This window comes from Parafrigoribacterium mesophilum, assembly GCF_039652555.1.
Lineage (GTDB): Bacteria > Actinomycetota > Actinomycetes > Actinomycetales > Microbacteriaceae > Parafrigoribacterium > Parafrigoribacterium mesophilum.
The window spans coordinates 1,925,353-1,946,197 of sequence record NZ_JBDJAF010000001.1 but is presented as its reverse complement, the minus strand read 5'-3'; the positions used below and the strand labels follow the sequence as shown (position 1 = coordinate 1,946,197).

Below are 20,845 nucleotides of genomic sequence, written 5' to 3'. Positions count from 1 at the left end.
TTGGGTTCTCGTTACGCTACTTCGCCAGCATTCCGTCCCACTTGTCGGTGAAGGCGGTCACCTCGTTCTCCGGGACGACCTTGTACGGCACCTGGATGATGCCCTTCTTGCCCGCCAGCTTCTCCACCTCCTGGAAGGTGTGACGACCCTCGGTGAGCTTGACGCTGTCCCGGTAGGAACTGAGCCCGCCTTCGGCCACGGCGTTCTGGCCCTCCTCGGAGAGCACGAAGTCCAGGAACAGCTTCGCGGTGGCCACGTGCGGCGCCTTCGGGGTGATGCCGATGCCGCGGCCGAGCACCACGGTGCCGTCAGTGGGCAGCACGAACTTCAGCAGCCCGCCGCTCTGCTCCTCGGCCGGGTAGGCCACGGCAGAACTGATCAGGAACCCGGCGACATACTCACCGGAGAGGATCTTCTCGCGCTGGGTGCCGGAGGAGGTCTCCGGTCGAGCCTGAGGCAGGATCTTGCCGAGGGTATCCCAGGCATTCTTGTTGCCGTCCACCCAGGCCTTGGACACGGTGAAACCGAACGCGCCGTTGACGTCGCGCGTGGTGATCTTGCCCTTGAACTTGGCCGGATCGGCGGAGACCACCTTGGCCAGGTCGGCGATCGACTTGAGATCCTCCGGGATCAGCGTGGAGTTGTAGGCCAGCCCCACCGGATCGAGCGACATCGCGTAGACGCCGGGCATCAGCTCTGCGAAGTCCTCGAGCTTTTGAAGCTCGGGAGACTTGTACTGCATCACGTTCTCGGACTTCTCGGCATAGGTGGCCCAGGCCTGCACGGCGTTGGAAACCAACATGTCGGCCGGGGCGTTACCGGTGGCCATCTCACTGAGCTGACGTTGAAACACCTCGTCGCTGTCCAGGTTGTCCGCGGAGATCTTGGTCACCCACGGGTACTTCTTCTGGAAGTCCCGCAGAATCGGCGCCCAGTTCTCCTGGTCGGTGTTCGAGTAGATGACGAGCGTCCCGCCCTCCTTCTTGGACGCCGCGATGACATCGGAGTAATCGGAGGGGTAATAGCTGGGGAACTCGCCCTGCGCCACCGAGTTGCTCGGCGCTGGCGCCGCCCCGCCGCCGCTGCATCCGGTGAGCATCGCGACGGTCGCCACGACCGTCGCTGAAGCCACCGCGATGGTGCGCCAACGACGCATCGAACCTGTCTGCACCAACGAACTATCCATGGTCACTCCTTCGTGAAGGTAAACGGCTGTGTTGCTGTCGGGCACCGCCGCGAAGCTCGCAGCGCTGCTGGAGTTCATAGTGCAAGTTATAACCGTTGACGTCAAGCTTTAGGTCGTTTTGGCCACAAAAAACTCGAACCAGTTCCCGAATTCTCAGGACAGTTACCGCGATACGGTACTGCGAAAGCCTCATGAAGGGACCCGTCCGCACCGGTAACACCGCGCTTGGATACCGTTGTTATAACCTGTGTGCGCACCATAGGATAGCGGTGGGAGGTGTCGGGTGAGCGAAGCAGCGGGCGGAACGCAGACCAAGAGCGATTTCGCGTATGCCCTGGTGCGCGATCGCATCCTGACCCACGAGTATGGTCCGGGCACCACGCTCAATCAGGCGAGCCTGGCCCGGGAGCTGGGTATCAGCACCACCCCACTGCGCGAGGCGTTGCGACGGCTCGCTTCCGAGGCCCTCGTCGAGCTGGACGCCTACCGCGATGCCCGCGTCACCGACCTGTCCGCGGAGGAAGCCCGCGACCTGCTTGAACTGCGCCGGGCGCTGGACCCGTTGGCGGCGTCACTGGCCGCGGAACGTCGCGGGTCGGCAGACATCCACCAGATGCGCGCGGCCCTGGCCGGGATGGCGCCGCTGCCGGACCGGCCGGATGTCGCGCAGCTGGTCGCGCACCGCACGTTCCACCGGGCGATCTACGCGGCGTCGCACAACGAGTTGCTCATCGCCACCCTGGACGGGCTATGGGACAAGGCGGACCGCTATCGCCTGGTCGGGCTGCAGGTCAGCCGCAGTCGGGCCGAGCGGGATGCGAAGGGCGACGAGCACCGTGACCTGCTGGAGTGCGTGGTCTCCGGCGACACCGTCGGAGCGGCCGAGGTGATGCTGCAGCACATCCGCGGCAGTCTCGGAGCCAAGGCAGCATCGCGGCTGGAACTCGCGGGCACGGCAGCACAGCAATCGACCTAGGACGACGGAGCATCGATGGCATTCACCACCGCGGAGCTACGGGACGGGCCGGTCATCGCCCTGGTCAGTGCCGTCACCTCCGCGATCGCGCCCGCGGCGCGCGGCCTTGAGCGCGAATTCCCAGAAGCGTGCGCCTGGAACCTGGTCGACGACCGATTGATCACCGAGGCCATCGCAGCCGGCGGACTCACCGACGACCTGCGCGACCGGATGACGCGGCTCATCCGCTACGCACTGGACGGCGGAGCGGCGGCGGTGCTGCTCACCTGCTCGATGTACGGGCCGGTGGCGCACGAGGTGGCGGCCTCGGTGCCGGTTCCCATCCTCGCCGCAGACGATGCGGCGTTCGAGGCGGCCGCCGCATCCGGACATGAGCGCATCGCGCTGGTGTCGTCGCTGCCGGTGCCGCTGGCGGATGCGCGGGAGCGGTTCGCCGCGTTCCTCCGCAGCCGCGCCGGCGCGCCCGAACTCACCGGAGCGCCCGACTTCACCGGAGTGCCCGTCTTCACTGGAGTGCTCGCGGCCGGCGCGTACGCCGCATCCGCCGCACCGGACGCCACCGGCGAGGCCCGGTCACCGGAGGCGCTCGCGCAGGCCCTGGCCGCGGCCGTCCGAGGCAGCGACGCGGACGCCGTCTTGCTCGCGCAGTACTCCTTGGCGCCCGCGGCGCAACGGCTCGCCGCGCTGGCCGGCGTGCCGGTGTTCTCCGGGCCGGACGCGGCCGCCCGACTGCTCCGCAGCCGGCTCCTCCCCGCCGGGTGACATCGCCGAAGTACCCGGTGACACCGCCGCACCGCCGGCGATAGCTTTCCGGACGAAACCGCCCGCCGCGGCGGGGCCCTTCGTCCGGAACGCCATCGCTCGGCACCGTGATGTCCGGTGACCCAGGATGCGCGCGTATTGACAGGGCGTTGAACAGGTGTAATGTCGCACCTCGTGACTAACGAAGTCCGGTCGCCGAAAAGGTGGCTGATCGGCGAACCACTGTCCTCCGACAAGCTGGAAGGGCAACTGCTCCCTAAGCACTTGGCGCTTCCCATCTTCGCCAGCGACGCGCTGTCGTCCGTCGCATACGGGCCTCAGGAACTGCTGCTCATCCTCACCCTGGGCGGGTTGGGGTTCCTCAGTTTTGCCCCGTGGGTAGCCGCCGCGGTGATCGTCGTGCTGGTCACCGTGGTCGCCTCGTACCGCCAGTTGATCAAGGCGTACCCGTCCGGTGGCGGCGACTTCGAGGTGGCGCACAAGAATCTGGGCGAGAAGGCGGGCCTGGTGGTCGCCTCGGCGCTGCTGATCGACTACATCCTCACCGTAGCCGTGTCGGTGGCCAGCGGCGTGGACAACATCATCTCGGCGTTCCCGGCCCTGCACAGCTGGCGGGTAGAGCTCGCGATCGCGTTCGTCATTCTGCTGGCCGCCGTCAACCTCCGCGGGGTGCGCGAATCGAGCAAGGCGTTCGCGCTGCCCACCTACCTGTTCATCGGCAGCGTGCTCGTGATGATCAGTGTCGGCCTGACTCGGGTGCTGTTCGGCGACGCGCCGGTGGCGGAATCCGCGCAGTACACCGTGCACACCCAGAGTCTCACCCAGGTCGCGTTCGTGCTGCTGCTGCTGCGTGCCTTCGCCAGCGGATGCAGCGCCCTGACCGGCGTGGAAGCCGTCGCCAACGGCGTGCCGGCGTTCCGCCGGCCGAAGGTGCGCAACGCGCAACGCACCCTCGTGCTGATGGGCTCGATCGCCGCGGTGCTGTTCGCCGGCGTGATGACCATGGCGTTGATCAGCGGCGTGCACTACGCCGAGACGCCGTGCGACTTGGTCGGCTGGGCGCAGTGCGCCACCGACCCGCAGCGCAGCGTCATCGCCCAGTTGGGCGCCGCCGTGTTCACCGGACCCGGCCAGATCATGTTCTACGTGTTGCAGGCGGCAACCGCCGCGGTGTTGCTGCTGGCGGCGAACACCGCGTTCAACGGATTCCCACTGCTCGGCTCGGTGCTCGCCCGGGATGGCTACGCGCCGAAATCGCTGCAGACCCGCGGCGACCGGCTGGTGTACTCGAACGGCGTGATCGTGCTGGGCCTGGCCGCCATCCTGCTGCTGCTGGTCTACCGGGCCAACCTCAGCGCGCTCATCCAGCTCTACATCATCGGCGTGTTCGTCTCGTTCACGCTCGGCCAGTCCGGCATGGTGCGGCACTGGACCCGGCTGCTGCGCGACGGCGTCGAGCACCGCGGGCCGATCATCCGCTCCCTCTCGATCAACTCGTTCGGGGCGCTGCTCACCGGCACGGTGCTGCTCGTGGTGACGGTGACGAAGTTCACGCACGGCGCCTGGCTGGTGTTCGCGATCGGTCCGGTGCTGTACTTCCTGATGCTGGGGGTGAACCGCTACTACAAGGGTGTGGAGCGAGACATCGAGGTCGACCCGACCACGCGCTTCGGGGCGGACGGCGACCACGCGATTGTGCTGGTGGGGCGGATGCAGAAGCCGACGCTCAAGGCCCTCGACTACGCGATCGCCGCCCGGCACGAGTCGATCGAGGCGGTGCACTGTTCCATCGACGACGACGCCACCGAACTGCTCGAGGAGCAGTGGACGCAGATGAACATCGCCGTGCCGCTGCGAGTCATCCAGTCGCCGTACCGGGACATCAGTTTCCCGCTGATCAAATACATCAAGAAGCGGCGGGCAGAGTACGGCTCCGAGGTGGTCACGGTATACATGCCGCAGTACATCGTGGGGCACTGGTGGGAGAACCTGTTGCACAACCACAAGGCCCGCCGCATCCGGCGCAAGCTCCTGCTCTGCCACGGCGTCACCGTGGCACTGGTGCCGTGGCTGCTGGATTCCTCGAGCCGACTGTACGCCAGGCCGAAACGGCCGCTGCCCGGGCAGGATCGGCGCGGCGAGCCGGTGCGCCGGGCCGTGGTGCGGAAGCCGCTGCCGCCGGCCGTACCCGTGCGCGAACCGGAACGCGGCGGCAAGCGCCTCAGCGAGAAACCAGTCGATCGGCTGCCGGCGGGCAAGAAGTAGCCGCCGCGCGGCCGGCGCGGAAACGGCAGCGCCTACAGGTTGCTGAGCTGAGCGACCACGGCCCGGGCGATCTGCCGGCCGGCGCGGTTGGCGCCGATCGTGCTGGCCTGGGGTCCGTAGCCGGCGAAGAAGATGCGAGGGTCCTTCCAGGATGCTCCGGAGCCGACGCTGACGCCGCCGGCCTTCTCCCGCAGTTTGAGCGGTGCCAGGTGTCGCAGTTCCGGACGGAACCCTGTCGACCAGAGGATCGCATCCGCACGCTGGAACGTGCCGTCGGCGAAACGGACGCCGTCCGGCTCGATCGCGGTGAACATCGGCTTCGGGATGAGCAATCCGCGCTGAATGGCGGCGTGGATGCGCCGGGTCACCGGCACTCCGGTGCCGCTGACGATGCTGGGCAGGGCACGGCCGGCCCTGGCGGCTTCGTCTTGCAGGGCGACGGCTTTGACGCGCGCCTCGAGGTTGAGCTCGCCCTCGTCGCGGAACTCGATGGGCCCCCTGGTGACCCAGACCAGCTCGGCGGCGACGTTCTCCAGTTCCAGCAGGAAGCCGATCGCCGAGGTGCCGCCACCGACCACGACGACGCTCTGTCCGGCGAAGTCGTCGGCGTCGACGTAGTCCGTCGTGTGCAGCTGGCGGCCGGTGAAGCGGTCCCGTCCCGGATACCAGGGCACGAAAGGGGAGCCCCAGGTTCCCGTGGCGTTGACCACGACATCCGCGCTCAGCTCGCCAGCGGAACCGGCCGTCTCGTAGGCGACGATGAGCTCGCTGCCGCGGTTGAACACCGAATGCACCACGGCGGGGCGCTGCACGTGGAAGCCGTAGTGCTCCTCGTACCGGCGGTAGTAGTCGGCGACCACGTCCCTCGCCGGGACGGTGCGGCCGGCGTCCTCGAAGCTGATCCCCAACTCGTCCATGCCCGGCAGGTCGTTGATGCGGTGCGCGGAGCCGATGCGCAGTGCCTCCCAGCGCAGTTGCCATGCACCGCCGGTCCCCGGTCCTCGGTCGAAGACGACAAACTCCGCGCCCGGGGACAGACCGAGTCTGGCCAGATAGTAGGAGACGGACAGTCCGGCCTGACCTGCGCCGACGACGACAACCGGGGCATGTGTCGGGACAGGGGTCACGAGTTCACGTTACCGGTATGCGACATGGCAATTTGCTGTAGCGTATGGCCCTGGATGCCGCGCGCAGCAAAAGAGCGCATGCTAAAGTTAGAAGTTAGTTTGCATCCTTGTAGGCCGATCCTGGGGTTCTCTTCCCCGCAGGCTGGAATCCGTGAGGGGGTTATCCGTGGGACGTGGTCGCCAGAAGGCCAAGCACACCAAGGTCGCCCGGGAGCTGAAGTATTTCAGCCCTGACACCAACTACGGCGCGCTTGAGCGCGAGTTGACACACGGCGCCGAGAACCCGGCGCTTGACGAGGATCTCGAGAAGTGGCCCGAGTACGCCTCCGGTCACGACGGCGAGTTCCAGGCGCACGACGAGTTCGAGGATCACACCAAGCGCGCCTGAGCTTCTAGCGCACGAGTGGCCTTTCCGGCTAGTAGTTCTCGTTGCGCCGGGCACCCCCGGCCGGAACGGGCCCAGTGAGCCAGCCGCTACGGCAGCAGCCTGCCAAGGTGCTTAGGCGGGATGGGCGCCGATCAGGCGCACCGCGCCACCGGCGACCCCTTTAGCGCCCTGCTGCCATCCTCCTGAGGGTTGAGCGGTGGCTTGCGCCGAGCCTGCCGACGCGCCTCGTGACCTGGTCGACACGGCACCGGCCTGCCAGGCCGGCACTCCGGCCCCGGTGAGAGAGGCGATGACCGCGTCCGCCGCATCCGGCGCCACGACCGCGATCATGCCGATGCCGAGATTCCAGGTGCCCTCGGCACTGACCAGGCTGGTGCCGGCCAACTCACTCAAGACGCGGAACACGACGGCCGGCGACCAGGTTGAGCGGTCCACTTCCACCCAGGATCCGACGGGCAGCACCCGGGCCAGGTTCGCCGCGATGCCGCCGCCGGTGACGTGGCTGAGCGCGTGGACGGCGCCCGGATGCTCGGCGAGCAGCCTGAGTAGCGGGGTCGTGTAGAGCCGAGTCGGCTCCAGCAGCACCTCGCCCACGACGCCACCCAAATCATCAGACCGGTCCAGGTAGCCGATGCCGCGCTGGGCGAGGATGTGGCGCACGAGGGAGAACCCGTTACTGTGCAGGCCGGACGAGGCCAGCGCGATCACGGCGTCGCCGTCTCGCACCCGGTCGGCGCCCAGCAGGCCATCCGCCTCGACGGCGCCGACGGCCGCCCCGGCGACGTCGTAGTCGTCGGGGCCGAGCAGTCCGGGGTGCTCGGCGGTTTCCCCGCCAACCAGCGCGGTACCGGTGGCCGAGCAGGCCCGGGCAATGCCGGCCACGATCTCCGCGATCCGGCCCGGCAGAACCTTGCCGCAGGCGATGTAATCAGTCATGAACAGCGGTGTCGCCCCGACCACGACGATGTCGTCGACCACCATGCCGACCAGGTCCTGCCCGATGGTGTCGTGCTTGTCGAGCGCCTGCGCAATCGCGATCTTGGTGCCGACGCCGTCGGTGGATGTGGCGAGCAGCGGATGCGCGTAGGCCTTCAGAGCGGAGGCGTCGAACAGGCCCGCGAATCCGCCCACACCGCCGAGCACCTGCGGGCCGTGCGTGGCGCCGACGGCGGCCTTCATCAGTTCGACCGCGAGGTCCCCGGCCGCGGTGTCGACACCGGCCGCGGCGTAGCTGTCGGAGGTCACTCCTGACGACCCGGGTCGCCGAGGACCGCTCCGCCGATCTGCTGCATCGCGTGGGCGCGCAGGCTGTCGGCGTCGAACAGCACGCCCGCCAGCTCCGCATCGGGACCTGGTTCGCATCCGTCGCCCGACGCATCCTGCGACAGGGTTCGATCGAGGCGCTGCGCATCCGGAATCGCGATCGGGTACTTGCCGGTGAAGCACGCGGTGCACAGGTTCTGCCGCGGCTGGTCGGTGGCCGCGATCATCCCGTCCTCGGAGAGGTAGCCGAGACTGTCGGCACCGATCGCCTGACGCACCTCATCGACCGCGAGGCCGGCCGCGAGCAGCTCGGCCCGGGAGGCGAAGTCGATGCCGTAGAAGCACGGCCACTTGATCGGCGGGCTAGAGATGCGCACGTGCACCTCGGCCGCGCCGGCTTCGCGCAACATGGCCACGAGGGCGCGCTGGGTGTTGCCGCGCACGATCGAGTCGTCCACCACGATGAGCCGCTTGCCCTTGATGACGTGCCCGAGCGGGTTCAGCTTGAGCTTGATGCCGCGCTGCCGCAGCGTCTGCGACGGCTGGATGAAGGTGCGTCCGACGTAGGCGTTCTTCACCAGCCCCTGCCCGTAGGGGATTCCGGATGCTTCCGCGTAACCGATCGCGGCCGGGGTGCCGGACTCCGGCACCGGGATGACCAGGTCCGCATCGATCGGATGCTCCGCCGCAAGTCGGCGGCCCATCTCCACGCGGGCTTCGTGCACGCTGCGGCCGGCAATGGTGGTGTCGGGACGGGCCAGGTATACGTACTCGAACACGCATCCGGCACGCTTCTGCTCCGCGAAACGCTTGGTGCGCAGCCCGTTCTCGTCGATCGCGATGAGTTCGCCGGGTTCGACCTCGCGGACAAAAGAGGCGCCGACGATGTCGAGCGCCGCGGTCTCGCTGGCGACCACCCAGCCGCGTTCCAGTCGGCCGAGCACCAGGGGCCGAACGCCCTGCGGATCGCGGGCCGCATAGAGGGTGGTCTCGTCCATGAAGACGAAGCAGAACGCACCGAGCAGTCTCGGCAGCACCTCGAGCGCCGTCGCCTCCAGGGTGTGGTCCAGGTCTCCGGTGAGCAGCGCCGTCACCAGCGCGGTGTCGGTCGTGTTGCCGCGCCGCAGTTCGCCGTCGTTTTCGGGGTACCGTTCGTGCACCAGGCGCAGCAGTTGCGCCGTGTTGGTGAGGTTGCCGTTATGACCCAGCGCCACGGTGCCGGACGCGGTGCGGCCGAGCGTGGGTTGGGCGTTCTGCCAGCTCGACGATCCGGTGGTGGAGTACCGGGTGTGCCCGACCGCGATGTGGCCCTTCAGCGTGTTCAGCGCGCTTTCGTTGAAGACCTGGGAAACCAGGCCCATGTCCTTGTAGACGAGGATTTTGGTGCCGTCGCTCGTGGCGATGCCGGCGGATTCCTGACCGCGATGCTGCAGCGCGTAGAGCCCGAAGTAGGTGAGTTTCGACACTTCCTCGCCCGGTGCCCACACTCCGAACACACCGCACGCGTCCTGCGGGCCTTTTTCGCCCGGGAGCAGTTCGTGATTCAGTCGACCATCGCCACCGGCCAAGCCCGGTCCCCTTAACTCTGACCGTCGTCAGATTCTGGTTGCGCTTCCCCGTCGGAACTGCGCTGCTGCAGTTCCGAGTGATTCTGCAGTCCGGATTCACGTGCTGCTGGGTTCTGCTCGCCCGCGGAGGCGTGCACTGTCATTTTACCCGCGATCACCGTTCCGGCACGCGCGCTCGCGCGGCGGTCCAGCAGCACCCCAGTGGCGGCGCCGAGCCCCAGCCCGACCGGGACGCCGTACAACAGCAGGTACCCGAACATCGCGCTGAAACCGACATTCGGATCGACCGGGACGACGCTCGTGGCGACTAGAGCGGCGATCACGCCCAGCGCCGCGCCCGCCAGGAGAAAGCGTCCGTACCGGGGGGCCCGGCGAATGCTCACCTCGGTCTCGTCGATCGGGCCATCGGATGCGTCCGTCATACCTCTATTCTGACAGCATCGGCACTGCGAGCATCAGCCCGGCTCAGGCCGGCTCAGGCCGGTTCCCTCAACCATCGCACCGGCAGGTGCGCACTGAGGTCGGCGCGCGACCCGGATGCCGAGACGCTGCCGGCAGCGAGGGCGTCGGCCCAGGAAAGACCGCCGGTGGCCAAGGCAACCCAGGTGGCGGCATCCGTCTCGATCACGTTCGGCGGCGTACCGCGGGTGTGGCCGGGGCCCTCTATGCACTGCACGGCGCCCTGCGGTGGCACGCGCACTTCGACCGACCCGCCCGGTGCACTCTCGGCCAGTTCCTGCAGCAGGTACCGCACCGCGAGCGCGGTGGCATCCTTGTCGGCCGCAACGCCGCTCTCGAGCACTCGCCGCACCGCGGCCTCGCCGACCAGGCCGACGATTTTCGATTTCGCCATGGGTCCACGCTAACGCGGCCGGGGTCCCGCGCACAGGTGGCTGCTGCTGTCCACGCCGCCGTTCAGGAACGACCCGGCCGCTGCGGAACGGCGCGCTCACCAGGAGGCGATCGCCCTGTGGATACTCCAACCCTGCCAGCCCGGATTCTGCGAGAATTCGCGCATGACGGACTTCTCCAGCGAATCCACCGGGATGATGGCGCTCGGCCAGCGGCCCTTTGTGCTCGCGGTCGACCTGATGCACTTCTACTTCGACGCCGACAGTCCGATGTGCCTGCCGAGCACCGCGAGTTTAGAGTCGGCGGCCCGGGTGATCGAGGCGGCACGCGGTGCGATCCTTCCCGTGTTACACGCGCGCACGGTGTTTTCAGTCGGCGGCATGGACTCGGGGTTTTCGATCTACCGGGTGCCTGCGCTTCGACTGCTCATCGGCGACAACGACCTGAACGAACTCATGCCCGAGGTCGCCCCTCGCTCCGACGAGCTCGTGCTCACCAAGCAGTACGAGAGCGCATTCTTCGGCACCACGCTGGCCACCACGATGCACGCGCACGGATTCGACACCGCCATCATTGTCGGCGTCACCACGAGCGGCGGCATCCGGGCCAGCGCCGCAGACGCCATGCGCCACGGCTTCTTCGCAGCCGTGGTGCAGGAAGCCGTCTCGGACCGGACAACCGAGGTGCACGAATCGAACCTGTTCGACATCGCTGCCAAGTATGCCGACGTGCTCGGCGAGGGCGCCGCCGTGCGGTATCTGACCGGGGACAGCTGACACGCGCGATACGCCCGGGTTCGCGTGGGTCGGATTAGCCTGATCTGATGAGCAGCGACTACCGCACCCACCCCGTCCCGGCCGCACCGGCGAACCGTCTAGCGGGCACCGGCTTGCGCCTCGGACTGGTCAACACGAAGGACAGCGCGGCATTCTCCGCCTGGCTCGAGGCGGTGTCGCGCGGGTTCCACGACCGGCATCCGTCGCAGGATGCGCTCGCGGCGCAGTTGCTGACGCGGGCAGACCGTCGCACCACGGGAGTTTGGGACGACTCCGGCGCCGACCCCGGCACCCCGATCGGAACGAGCGCCTCCCGCACTACCCAGTTGACGGTTCCAGGGCACACGAGCGTGACCGGCTGGGCGATCAGCGCGGTGTCGGTCGCGCCGACGCACCGCCGGCGGGGGATCGCACGGGCGATGATGGAGGCCGAGCTGAGCACCGCGGATGCTCTGGGGGTGCCGATCGCGATCCTGACGGTCTCCGAAGCGACCATCTACGACAGGTACGGGTTCGCCCCGGCCGTGTTTGCCGCCGACTGGACGATCGACACCCGGCGCGCGAGGTGGATCGGACCGCAGGCCCCCGGCCGGGTGCACTTCGTGACCCTGGAGCAGTTGCGGCACGAGGGGCTCGCCCTCGTCGAGCGGGTGCGGCAAGACACGCCAGGCCAGATTGAATTTTCCGGACACCTGTGGGAACGGCTGCTGGGGCTGCACGGCGACAGCAAGGAGCCCGATCGGGCCCTGCGGTTCGTCCGCTACGACGATGAAGCGGGCCACCCGGAGGGTTTCGGCGTGTACCGGGTTGTCGAGTCGCCGGCGGGAATGCCGGCGCACGTGGTCGAGCTGCAGTATCTCGTGGCGGCGAGCGCCGATGCGTACGCCGGCCTGTGGCGGTTCCTGCTCGAGTTGGACCTCGTCGCCGAGGTGCGCGCGCCGCTGCGCAGCGTTGACGAGCCGTTCGTGTGGCAGGTCGTCGATGCGCGCGCCGCTCGAAAAACGAGCCAGCGCGACCACCTGTGGACCCGCATCCTGGATGTGAAGGGCGCGCTCGAGGCGCGACGTTACGGCGCTCCCGGGCGCATCCTGTTCGACGTGCAGGATTCCTTCGGCTTCGCCGCAGGCGGGTGGCTGCTCGACATCGCCGCGGACGGGTCGGCGTCGGTGACGCGGCTCGCTGACGAAGCGACGGATGCCGCGGCGACGGATGCCGCGGGTCAGCTCAGCGCATCTGTGTCGCTCCGCGTCAACGAGCTGAGCGCCCTGTACCTCGGCGGTGTGTCGGCGGTCACTCTCACCCGGGCGGGCCGGATCACCGAGCTCATCCCGGGTTCCGCCGCGGCCCTGGATGCGTGCTTCCGCGCCACCGTGGTGCCATGGCTGAGCATCTGGTTTTAGCGGAGTTTTGCTGCTGGCCTTGACTCACCCCACGGCGGGTGCTTACTGGAGGGAAACCAGTAGGACCCAACGGAAATATGGGAGGAATGGCCATGTTCGCCAGAGTCAGCACTTACAAAACGGAGCCGGACAGCATCGTCGCGCCCACGGGTGACGTCGTGAAGAGGGTTCTCGAGATTCCCGGATGTCTGGGAATCTACTATCTGAACGGGAGGGAAACGGACAAGGCTCTCTCCATCACCCTCTGGGATACCGAGGACGCCATGGCCGCGAGCAAGGAGAGCGCAAACCGGGTCCGCTCGGAAACCAGCGCCGCACAGCACACGGAAATCCTCGAAGTGGAGGAGTTCGAAGTCACCACGAACGCGATGAAGTCCTGAGTCGGCCTGAAAGCCTGTGCACCGTCTGCTACCGAGTGCTTGCTACCGGGTGCTGATCTGCTTGAACTTGCGCACCGACAGCGGCACGAAGATCAGCAGCACGACGACGATGCCGATCAGCACGGTGAGAATCGGGTAGCGCTGAGTCCAAACCTCCGACACTGGCGCCAGCGGCGGCACGTTGCCGAACAACTGCCGGGCCGCCTGCACCAGCGCGGAGACCGGATTGAACTCCGCGAACACCCGCAACGGCGTCGGCAGCGTTTCGGCGGGCACGAACGCGTTCGAGATGAAGGTGAGCGGGAACAGCACCAGGAAGGAGACGTTGTTGATCACCTCGGGGCTGCGCACCAGCATCCCGAGGTACGCCATCACCCAGGACAGCGCGTAGGCGAACAACAGCAGCAGCACGACCGCGGCCACCGCCTCCAGGAAGCTGGACCGCGCCCGCCAGCCGACGATGAAACCGGTCGTCATCATCACCAACATTGAGATCGTGTTGATCAGCAGGTCACCGTTGGTGCGGCCGATCAGCACCGCGGACGGGCTCATCGGCAGGCTGCGGAACCGGTCGATGATGCCGTCGCGCAGGTCCTGCGCCATCGCCGAGCCGGAATAGGTGGAGCCGAACACCACCGTCTGCGCGAAGATGCCGGCCATGATGAATTCCTTGTAGCTGCTGCCCGGGATCTCGATCACCCCGGCGTAGATGTAGGTGAACAGCAGCACGAACATGATGGGTTGCAGCGTCGTGAACACCAGGATGTCAGGTACCCGTTTGATCTTGATCAGATTGCGGCGGGTGGTGATCCAGCCGTCGGAGAGCCAGTGGCTGAACGCGGATGCGCCGGGCCCGGCCGTGCCATACGCCGTGGTCATGATGCCTTCCTCTTGTCGGCGCGCTTGTCGGCGCGCTTCGCACTGTCGCCGCGCTTCGCCGCTGTCGCTACCGCCGGTTCATCGTCGGCGACCTCCTCCTCCGCGATGTGCCCGGTCAGCCTCAGGAACACGTCGTCGAGGGTCGGCCGACGCATCCCGGCGTCGTAGAGGCGGATGCCGCGGTCGCTGAACTCGGCGAGGATCCGTTGCAACGCGCCCGGCGCGTCCACGGCCTTCACCGTCAGCTCCCGGCCGTCGGCGGAAACCGTCGGTTCGGCACTGCCGAACCGGGTGAGGACCTCTTGCGCGGCGATCGAATCATCCGGCGAAACCAGATTGATTTCCACGCGCTGCCCACCGATCGAGGCCTTGAGCTCGTCGGCGGTGCCCTGTGCGATGACGCTGCCCTCGTCGATCACCGAGATGCTGTCGGCAAGCTGGTCGGCTTCCTCGAGATACTGGGTGGTGAGCAGCACGGTTGTCCCGCCGCCGACCAAGGAGGTGATGATGTCCCACATTCCCAGCCGCCCCTGCGGGTCGAGTCCCGTGGTGGGCTCGTCGAGGAACAGCACTTTGGGCCGGGTCACCAGCGCGCCGGCGAGGTCGATGCGGCGGCGCATCCCGCCGGAGAACCCCTTCACCGGCCGGTTCGCCGCATCCGTCAGCCCGAACAGGTCGATGAGCTCGCGGGCCCTGGCCCGGGACGCACTCGCACCCAGGTGGTAGAGCCGCCCCACCATGTCAAGGTTCTCGAATCCGGTGAGATTCTCATCCACGGCGGCGTACTGGCCGGAGACGCCGATGATCGGCCGGATGCGCTCAGGATGCCTCACGACGTCGATCCCGTCGATCACCGCGGTGCCCGCCTCTGGGCGGATCAGGGTAGTCAGCACCTTGACCGTGGTGGTCTTGCCGGCACCGTTCGGGCCGAGCAGTGCGGTCACGGTGCCCTGCGGCACGGCCAGGTCGAGTCCATCGAGCGCGTGCACCGGCGGGGCGCCGCGGGGAGTGTAGGTCTTCGTCAGACCGGTGGCTTCGATAAAAGTCATCCGGGAAGTGTAACGGGCACCGCGCCCCCACGCGAGGGCTTGTGCTGGGGTGAAGGGGGCGGTTGCGGGACAGCTCGCGTGGACGCTCGCCTGCTCAACCCGCTTAGCCTTTCACGGCGCCCATCGTGAACCCGGAGATGAACCGCGCGAGGAACAGGTTGAAGACGAAGGCGATCGGAATAGCGATCAGGAGTGTTGAGGCCTCCAGCGACTGCCAGAAATACACATCGCCGCGGATCAGCGCCGTCGGAACGCCGGTGCTGATCACCTTCTCCGGAGTCGGCGAGATGAACACGAGCGCGTAAATGAACTCACTGGCCGTCAGCGTGAACGCGAAGACCACCACTGCCACAATGCCGGGGAACAGCAGGGGCAGCACGGTGTGCACGATCGCGCCGACCCGGCTGTAGCCGTCCACCATCGCCTGCTCCTCGATGTCTCGCGGCAGTGCCTTGAGGAATCCGATCAGCAGCCAGATCGACACCGGCAGCGTGATCGTCGGATACACCACCACAAGCGACCAGGTCGAGTCCTGCAACCCGATCCACACCACCAGCCGCGACAGCGACAGGAACAGCAGGCTCGGTGGGATCAGATACACGAAGAAGATCGCGATGCCCATCGGCGTCGACCATTTGCGATCGAATCGCGCGATCGAATACGCCGCCGGGATGCCGAGCGCGAGGGTGATCAGCACCACCAGGATGCCCACCCACAGTGTGTTCCACGCAAAGATCGGGAAATCGGTGTTGGTGAACAGGTAGGTGATGTGGTCCAGGGTGGGTGACAAGTTATAGATGAACGGGTTGTTCGTCGGGTTGTAGAGGTCGGCGTTGAGTTTGGTCGCGGTGATTGCGCTCCACAGGAACGGCCCGCCGCAGGCCAGTGCGACCAGGATGGCGAGGCAGTACAGCCCGATTCGGCCCAGCACGTGCCGGCGCCCGTAGCGGCGCCGTAACGCATCGGTTTCCCGATTTTCCGGAAGCACCGGGGTTGCCAGGGTGGTGGTCATCCGAGGGTCTCCATCTTCCGCACCGACCGCAGGATCAGCACCGCGGCGGCCAGCAGCAGCGGGAACAGGAACAGCGCGATCGCCGCCCCCTGCCCGATGTCACCTCCGGCGATCCCGCGCACGTAGGACCAACTCGCGAGCACCTGCGTCGTGTTCGTCGGCCCGCCGCGGGTGAGGATGTACGGCACGGTCATGTCGGTGAAGATGAAGATCGCGCCGAACAGTGCGGCCACGGCGATCAGCGGCGCGGTCAGGGGCATCGTCACCTCGAACATCCGCCGCCAGTACCCCGCGCCGTCGACCCTGGCGGCTTCGGGGATGTCCTTGGGGATCGACAGCAGGCCGACGAGCATGATCACCGCGGCCAGCGGCACGATGCGCCACACTTGCACGGCGATGACGGATGCCGCGGCCAGGTTCGGCTCGCCCAGCCAGTACATATTGCCCTCGATCAGCCCCCAGGCCCGCAACACCCAATCGATCGGACTATAGATGGAGTCGAGCAGCCACAGCCAGGCGACGGACGACAGCGCAACCGGGGTGGTCCACGGCAGCAGGATGAGGAACCGTACGATCCATTTGCCGCGGAAATCGGCGGCCAGGATCTCGGCAAGCAGACCGCCGAGTACCACGATGAGCAGCAGCGCGATCGCGGTGAAGGTCAGCGTGTTCCACAGCGACGTCCAGAAGACCGGGTCTTGGAAGATCAGCTGGAAGTTCTTGAAGCCCACCCACTGAAAGCTGGAGTCGCCCGTCGTCACGTCGCTGAACGCGAACGCGATGGCCAAGGCGAACGGGATGCCCACCAGCGCGATGATGTAGACCACCGTCGGCACCAGGAAGAGCCACGCGAGGAAGCCTTCCCGATCCGCCATCTTCAGGCGCACCTCGCTGACGGATGCCCGGCGGGGCGCCTCGACGACGCGGACCTCAGACACCGACAGCTCCCACTGGGGCCACCGCCCGGCGCAGGCCGGTGTCCTTGTCGAAGTAACGCAGCCGGTCCACACTGATTCCGAACTTGCTCACCGATCCCGGCACCAGCGGCGTCGTGATGGTGGAGGGCAGCCGGGCGATCACCTGGGTGTCCTCGCCGAGGCCCAGCACCGTGCCATACACGTGGCGGTCGCCGGAGAGGTATTCGATCCGATCGATGGCGAAATCGATCGGCGCGAACTCGCCGTGCAGATCCTGCGCGGGCAGCATGTGCTCCGGTCGCAGCCCGACCAGGTCGTCGTCGCGGGTGATCAGGTTCATCGGCGGAGAGCCGATGAAGGTGGCGACGAACGTGTCGGCTGGATTGTCGTACACCTCGGCAGGCGCCCCGATTTGGCGGACCTTGCCGTGGTCGAGCACGGCGATCCGGTCGCCCAGGCCCATCGCCTCGGACTGGTCGTGCGTCACATAGATAGTGGTTGTGCCCACGCGTTCCTGGAACCGCTTGAGCTCGTCCCGGGCGGTAGCGCGAAGTTTCGCATCCAGGTTGGAAAGCGGTTCGTCCAGGAGGAACACCGCGGGATTGCGCACCATCGCTCTGGCCAACGCGACACGTTGCCGTTCACCGCCGGACAGTTGCCGCGGTTTCCGGTCGAGCAGTCCGCCCAGGCCGAGCACCTCGGCCGCCTGCCGGGCCTTTGCCTCGCGTTCCTCTTTCTCCATGTGCGCGGCACGCAGCGGGAACACGATGTTGCCCATCACGGTCTTGTGCGGGTACAGCGCATAGCTTTGGAACACCATGGCAATGCCACGCACGCGCGGCGGCAAGCCGTTCACGACGGTGCCGTTGATGAGGATGTCACCGCCGGTGGGCTGCTCCAAGCCGGCGATCATCCGCAGCAACGTGGTCTTGCCGCAGCCTGACGGTCCGAGCAGGACGAGGTATTCGCCCTCGTCGGTGGCCAGGTTCACCCCGTCCACTGCTTGCTTGGTTCCACCGGGGTAGACCTTCGAGAGGTCCCTGACCTCGACGGTGACCGCCATCCTGTTTCTCCTTCTCGTCAGCGTCATTCACGCGGGCGCTGCACGCCGCGTCGCACAATCGATCGGGGTGGTGTCAACCGCCGACGAGACCGCGAGCCCGCCATTTGGTGAACACAGCCTCGACCTGAGTTTGGGTCTCGGCCACCGTCTGCTCGGGCGTCAGTTCGCCGCGGGCCGCCTTGGCGAACATGTTCGGGATGAGATAGGTCGCGAGGACTTCGCCGATCGCCGGGCTGGACGGGCCGGGATGGCCGATGCTGGCGCTCCACTTTGCCGCGTCCTCGGTGCTGCCGAGGAACGAGAGCTTGTCCGCCGGCGTGGCGCCGAACGGGTCCTTCTTCAGCCATGCCGGCAGGTCGGGCGCGAGCTTCGGCCAGGCCGGGAAGTCGTACATCTTCGACGCGTAGCTCGCGGAGGCGAAGTTCGCCGTGTAATGCAGCAGGAACTCTTTCGCCGCGTCCACGTTGCCGGAGTGCTTCGGCAGAATCCAGTTGTAAAGCACGTGCTGGGCGGCCAGGGCGGCCTTCGGGCCCTTCAGCGCCTTGGTGAAGAAGACGTCCTTGGAGACCTCCGGATTCACCTCCTGCGCTGTACGCCACGCGGACAGCGAGTTGAGGATGTAGCTGAGCTTGCCGGCGATGAGGCCCTGGTTGTTGCTGGCGGCGTTCCAGGAGAACACCTCAGGCGTCATGGCCTGTTGGTAGAGCTTCGTCATGTATTCAACAGCGGCGATGACCTCGGGCGAGTTGAGAACGACCTTCTCGTTCGCATCCTGTACCGACCCGCCGAATGACCACATCAGCGCGTGAGTGGCCATGTTGGAGTCGAGTTCCTGCGACATGCCGAGGCCGACCTGGATGCCCTTCGACTTCTTGATCTCGGTGGTTCCCTTGAGCAGGTCGTCCCAGGTGCTCGGGCCGTCTGCCATGCCCACCGGCTCCCACAGGCTCTTGCGGTAGTTGCCCGGGTCGGGCACCCAACCGGGCGCGAACGCGTAGTAGGTTCCGGTGTTCGGATTGAAGCTGGACTCCTTGCAGATCTCCAATTGCTTTCCATACCGCTTATTGCACTCGTCGGTAACGTCCTTCATGTCGAGCACGCCGGGCTCGAACTGTGACAGGGTCGCGATGTACTGCATCATGTCGTGACCCTGACCGGCTTGGATCTCAGAAGCGATCTGCGCCGGCACGTCGGCCAGCGCGATGTGGTCGACCCTGACGTCGACGCCGACCTTCTTGCCCCAATCCGCCGCGAATTTGTCGAACCAGGTGTCGGCGCTCGGCACGAAATGGCTCCACAACAGGATGCTCAACGTGCCGCCGATCTTGGTCGACGGCTTCTCGAACGTTTCTTTCGGAGCGCCGCCGCTACTGCCAGCCGGCGCTTTCGACGGGCCGGAGGTTCCCGGCTCGCTCGCGCAGCCCGCCAGTGCGGCGGTCGCTGCGGCCAATCCCGATACTCCAAGAAACTGACGACGATTCCAGGGACTCAATGCTGCCATGACGCGCCTCTTCCGATGTCTTCATTGACTCGATGGTCGTGACGGTACTCCTGCCCCAACTTTGCTGTCAAGGTATGCCGATTCAGGAATACACCGTTGGCTCGCGCCGGGACGAAGCACCCCGGCTCCCGCGCACGTTCCTGGTTGGCTTGTCGCCAATACACGGCGCACGAGAGGCCGCCGGGCCGGTAGCCTGTTCTGGTGCGAATCCTCGTCCTCGGCTCCGGTGCCCGCGAACACGCCATCGTGACGGCACTGCAGCGGGAAAACGCCGGGCACGATATCACCGTGGCGCCCGGCAACGCCGGCATTGCGCGCGAAGCATCGGTGGTGTCCCTCGACACCAGCAACGGTGAAATTGTGGCCCGGTTCGCGAAAGACAACGACATCGAACTCGTCGTGATCGGCCCCGAGGCACCGTTAGTCGCCGGCGTCGCCGACCGGGTGCGCCAGGTTGGCATCCCGGTGTTCGGACCAGGCAAGGCGGCAGCGCAGCTCGAGGGCAGCAAGACCTTCGCCAAGCGCATCATGCAGGAGGCCGGGGTGCCCACCGGCGCCGCGGTGCGCGCGGTAACGATCACCGAGGTGGCCGATGCGCTCGAGCGCTTCGGCGCACCCTACGTCGTGAAGGCCGATGGCCTGGCCGCCGGCAAGGGGGTATTGGTCACCGACGACCGAGACGCAGCCTTGGCCCACGCCGAATACTGGCTCGGGCACGGCGGGGTGCTGGTCGAGGAGTTCCTCTCCGGAGAGGAGGTGTCGCTGTTCCTGCTGTCCGACGGTCAGGACGTACTGCCCCTATCGCCCGCACAAGATTTCAAACGGCTGCGCGACGGAGACACCGGCCCGAACACCGGAGGCATGGGCGCCTATTCGCCGCTGCCGTGGCTGCCAGACGGATTCGTCGACGACGTGATCGACACCGTGGCGTTGCCGACCGTGCGCCGGCTCGCCGCGGAGGGCACACCCTTCGTCGGCCTGCTCTACTGCGGTCTCGTCCTCACCGCCTCCGGCATCCGGGTGATCGAGTTCAACGCGCGCTTCGGCGACCCGGAGACTCAGGTCGTGCTGCCCCGACTGGCGACGCCGCTGAGCGGACTTCTCCATGCGGCCGCGACCGGCGGTCTGGGCAAGCTGCCCTATCCGAAGTTCTCGGACGAAGTCGCCGTCACGGTGGTGCTAGCCAGCGAAGGCTATCCAGACGGCGCCGAGGTCGGCCGGCCGATCGCCGGGCTCGACGAAGCGGCCGCGGTGCCCGGCGTTTGCCTCGCCTTCGCCGCCACGGCACTCGCCGGCGATCGGTTCGTGACCACCGGAGGGCGGGTGCTCAGCGTCGTCGCCACGGCCGGTGATTTCCCGACCGCGCGCGCTCGCGCCTACCAGGCCGTCGGCGCCATCACACTGGAGGGTGGCCAGTACCGCACCGACATCGCCGCACGCGTCGGCTGATCGGTTCGCAGGGTCGCCGGCGGGGCATCGGG

At 67.1% G+C, this 20,845-nt stretch carries 20 protein-coding genes; 8 read left to right on the top strand and 12 right to left on the bottom strand.

The annotated features are described in order from the left end of the window. Positions 1–16: 16 nt before the first annotated feature. Positions 17–1,186, bottom strand: a complete 1,170-nt coding sequence (locus ABFX56_RS09330) for an ABC transporter substrate-binding protein (protein WP_346232970.1) — start codon at positions 1,184–1,186, stop codon at positions 17–19. Positions 1,187–1,469: 283 nt separating this feature from the next. Between ABFX56_RS09330 and ABFX56_RS09325 the strand changes: the two genes are divergently transcribed. The 3 genes from ABFX56_RS09325 (at position 1,470) to ABFX56_RS09315 (ending at position 5,189) form a co-directional block, all read left to right on the top strand. After that, on the top strand, positions 1,470–2,162 hold the full coding sequence (locus ABFX56_RS09325; protein ID WP_346232969.1) for a GntR family transcriptional regulator: 693 nt from the start codon (positions 1,470–1,472) through the stop codon (positions 2,160–2,162). 15 nt (positions 2,163–2,177) lie between these two features. After that, complete coding sequence (locus ABFX56_RS09320) at positions 2,178–2,924, top strand: aspartate/glutamate racemase family protein (protein ID WP_346232968.1); 747 nt, start codon at positions 2,178–2,180, stop codon at positions 2,922–2,924. A gap of 162 nt (positions 2,925–3,086) precedes the next feature. Beyond that, a complete protein-coding gene (locus ABFX56_RS09315; RefSeq protein ID WP_346232967.1) occupies positions 3,087–5,189 on the top strand; it encodes an APC family permease in 2,103 nt (700 codons plus the stop codon). Positions 5,190–5,221: 32 nt separating this feature from the next. Here the strand turns inward: ABFX56_RS09315 and ABFX56_RS09310 are convergent, their stop codons facing one another. After that, the gene (locus ABFX56_RS09310; RefSeq protein ID WP_346232966.1) at positions 5,222–6,316 is read right to left on the bottom strand and encodes an NAD(P)-binding domain-containing protein; all 1,095 of its coding nucleotides are present in this window, start codon (positions 6,314–6,316) and stop codon (positions 5,222–5,224) included. Positions 6,317–6,482: 166 nt separating this feature from the next. On the opposite strand from ABFX56_RS09310, the gene ABFX56_RS09305 reads away from it, so the two are divergent. Beyond that, positions 6,483–6,704 carry a DUF3073 domain-containing protein gene (locus ABFX56_RS09305; RefSeq protein ID WP_346233185.1) on the top strand — a complete coding sequence of 74 codons (222 nt, stop codon included), beginning with the start codon at positions 6,483–6,485 and terminating at the stop codon, positions 6,702–6,704. A gap of 111 nt (positions 6,705–6,815) precedes the next feature. On the opposite strand, the gene purM is transcribed toward ABFX56_RS09305, so the two are convergent. The 4 genes from purM to ABFX56_RS09285 are packed head-to-tail and all read right to left on the bottom strand — an operon-like array spanning position 6,816 to position 10,388. After that, positions 6,816–7,949, bottom strand: coding sequence for a phosphoribosylformylglycinamidine cyclo-ligase (purM, locus tag ABFX56_RS09300; RefSeq protein WP_346232965.1), 1,134 nt, complete (start codon positions 7,947–7,949; stop codon positions 6,816–6,818). Further along, positions 7,946–9,535, bottom strand: a complete 1,590-nt coding sequence (purF, locus tag ABFX56_RS09295) for an amidophosphoribosyltransferase (protein WP_346232964.1) — start codon at positions 9,533–9,535, stop codon at positions 7,946–7,948. Before purF ends, purM begins: the two co-directional genes overlap by 4 nt. An 11-nt stretch (positions 9,536–9,546) precedes the next feature. Next, positions 9,547–9,957 carry a hypothetical protein gene (locus ABFX56_RS09290; RefSeq protein WP_346232963.1) on the bottom strand — a complete coding sequence of 137 codons (411 nt, stop codon included), beginning with the start codon at positions 9,955–9,957 and terminating at the stop codon, positions 9,547–9,549. A 53-nt stretch (positions 9,958–10,010) separates the two neighbouring features. Beyond that, complete coding sequence (locus tag ABFX56_RS09285) at positions 10,011–10,388, bottom strand: sterol carrier family protein (protein WP_346232962.1); 378 nt, start codon at positions 10,386–10,388, stop codon at positions 10,011–10,013. Positions 10,389–10,551: 163 nt separating this feature from the next. Here ABFX56_RS09285 and ABFX56_RS09280 point away from each other — a divergent pair, with 163 nt between their 5' ends. The 3 genes from ABFX56_RS09280 (at position 10,552) to ABFX56_RS09270 (ending at position 12,943) form a co-directional block, all read left to right on the top strand. After that, positions 10,552–11,163, top strand: a complete 612-nt coding sequence (locus tag ABFX56_RS09280) for an isochorismatase family protein (protein ID WP_346232961.1) — start codon at positions 10,552–10,554, stop codon at positions 11,161–11,163. Positions 11,164–11,210: 47 nt separating this feature from the next. Continuing rightward, on the top strand, positions 11,211–12,563 hold the full coding sequence (locus tag ABFX56_RS09275) for a GNAT family N-acetyltransferase (RefSeq protein ID WP_346232960.1): 1,353 nt from the start codon (positions 11,211–11,213) through the stop codon (positions 12,561–12,563). A gap of 92 nt (positions 12,564–12,655) precedes the next feature. Further along, positions 12,656–12,943, top strand: coding sequence for a hypothetical protein (locus tag ABFX56_RS09270; protein ID WP_346232959.1), 288 nt, complete (start codon positions 12,656–12,658; stop codon positions 12,941–12,943). A gap of 42 nt (positions 12,944–12,985) precedes the next feature. On the opposite strand, the gene ABFX56_RS09265 is transcribed toward ABFX56_RS09270, so the two are convergent. From ABFX56_RS09265 to ABFX56_RS09240, 6 genes are all read right to left on the bottom strand, one after another. Beyond that, entirely contained in the window at positions 12,986–13,822 is an 837-nt protein-coding gene (locus ABFX56_RS09265) for an ABC transporter permease (protein WP_346232958.1), read from the bottom strand. After that, on the bottom strand, positions 13,819–14,871 hold the full coding sequence (locus ABFX56_RS09260; protein WP_346232957.1) for an ATP-binding cassette domain-containing protein: 1,053 nt from the start codon (positions 14,869–14,871) through the stop codon (positions 13,819–13,821). The genes ABFX56_RS09265 and ABFX56_RS09260 overlap by 4 nt, the downstream gene beginning before the upstream one ends. Before the next feature lie 103 nt (positions 14,872–14,974). Continuing rightward, entirely contained in the window at positions 14,975–15,883 is a 909-nt protein-coding gene (locus ABFX56_RS09255; RefSeq protein ID WP_346232956.1) for a carbohydrate ABC transporter permease, read from the bottom strand. Then, the gene (locus ABFX56_RS09250; protein ID WP_346232955.1) at positions 15,880–16,821 is read right to left on the bottom strand and encodes a carbohydrate ABC transporter permease; all 942 of its coding nucleotides are present in this window, start codon (positions 16,819–16,821) and stop codon (positions 15,880–15,882) included. Before ABFX56_RS09250 ends, ABFX56_RS09255 begins: the two co-directional genes overlap by 4 nt. Further along, complete coding sequence (locus ABFX56_RS09245) at positions 16,814–17,863, bottom strand: ABC transporter ATP-binding protein (RefSeq protein ID WP_346232954.1); 1,050 nt, start codon at positions 17,861–17,863, stop codon at positions 16,814–16,816. Before ABFX56_RS09245 ends, ABFX56_RS09250 begins: the two co-directional genes overlap by 8 nt. Positions 17,864–17,936: 73 nt before the next feature. Next, a complete protein-coding gene (locus ABFX56_RS09240) occupies positions 17,937–19,364 on the bottom strand; it encodes an ABC transporter substrate-binding protein (protein WP_346232953.1) in 1,428 nt (475 codons plus the stop codon). A gap of 201 nt (positions 19,365–19,565) precedes the next feature. Here ABFX56_RS09240 and purD point away from each other — a divergent pair, with 201 nt between their 5' ends. After that, positions 19,566–20,813 carry a phosphoribosylamine--glycine ligase gene (purD, locus tag ABFX56_RS09235; RefSeq protein ID WP_346232952.1) on the top strand — a complete coding sequence of 416 codons (1,248 nt, stop codon included), beginning with the start codon at positions 19,566–19,568 and terminating at the stop codon, positions 20,811–20,813. The last annotated feature ends 32 nt before the right edge of the window (positions 20,814–20,845 follow it).

What these genes read in the sequence shown, in the direction of transcription:
- ABFX56_RS09330 (WP_346232970.1), bottom strand. Translation starts at nt 1,186, where the DNA reads ATGGATAGTTCGTTGGTGCAGACAGGTTCGATGCGTCGTTGGCGCACC.
- ABFX56_RS09320 (WP_346232968.1), top strand. Translation starts at nt 2,178, where the DNA reads ATGGCATTCACCACCGCGGAGCTACGGGACGGGCCGGTCATCGCCCTG.
- ABFX56_RS09315 (WP_346232967.1), top strand. Translation starts at nt 3,087, where the DNA reads ATGTCGCACCTCGTGACTAACGAAGTCCGGTCGCCGAAAAGGTGGCTG.
- ABFX56_RS09290 (WP_346232963.1), bottom strand. Translation starts at nt 9,957, where the DNA reads ATGACGGACGCATCCGATGGCCCGATCGACGAGACCGAGGTGAGCATT.
- ABFX56_RS09285 (WP_346232962.1), bottom strand. Translation starts at nt 10,388, where the DNA reads ATGGCGAAATCGAAAATCGTCGGCCTGGTCGGCGAGGCCGCGGTGCGG.
- ABFX56_RS09280 (WP_346232961.1), top strand. Translation starts at nt 10,552, where the DNA reads ATGACGGACTTCTCCAGCGAATCCACCGGGATGATGGCGCTCGGCCAG.
- ABFX56_RS09275 (WP_346232960.1), top strand. Translation starts at nt 11,211, where the DNA reads ATGAGCAGCGACTACCGCACCCACCCCGTCCCGGCCGCACCGGCGAAC.
- ABFX56_RS09270 (WP_346232959.1), top strand. Translation starts at nt 12,656, where the DNA reads ATGTTCGCCAGAGTCAGCACTTACAAAACGGAGCCGGACAGCATCGTC.
- ABFX56_RS09265 (WP_346232958.1), bottom strand. Translation starts at nt 13,822, where the DNA reads ATGACCACGGCGTATGGCACGGCCGGGCCCGGCGCATCCGCGTTCAGC.
- ABFX56_RS09260 (WP_346232957.1), bottom strand. Translation starts at nt 14,871, where the DNA reads ATGACTTTTATCGAAGCCACCGGTCTGACGAAGACCTACACTCCCCGC.
- ABFX56_RS09255 (WP_346232956.1), bottom strand. Translation starts at nt 15,883, where the DNA reads ATGACCACCACCCTGGCAACCCCGGTGCTTCCGGAAAATCGGGAAACC.
- ABFX56_RS09245 (WP_346232954.1), bottom strand. Translation starts at nt 17,863, where the DNA reads ATGGCGGTCACCGTCGAGGTCAGGGACCTCTCGAAGGTCTACCCCGGT.
- ABFX56_RS09240 (WP_346232953.1), bottom strand. Translation starts at nt 19,364, where the DNA reads ATGGCAGCATTGAGTCCCTGGAATCGTCGTCAGTTTCTTGGAGTATCG.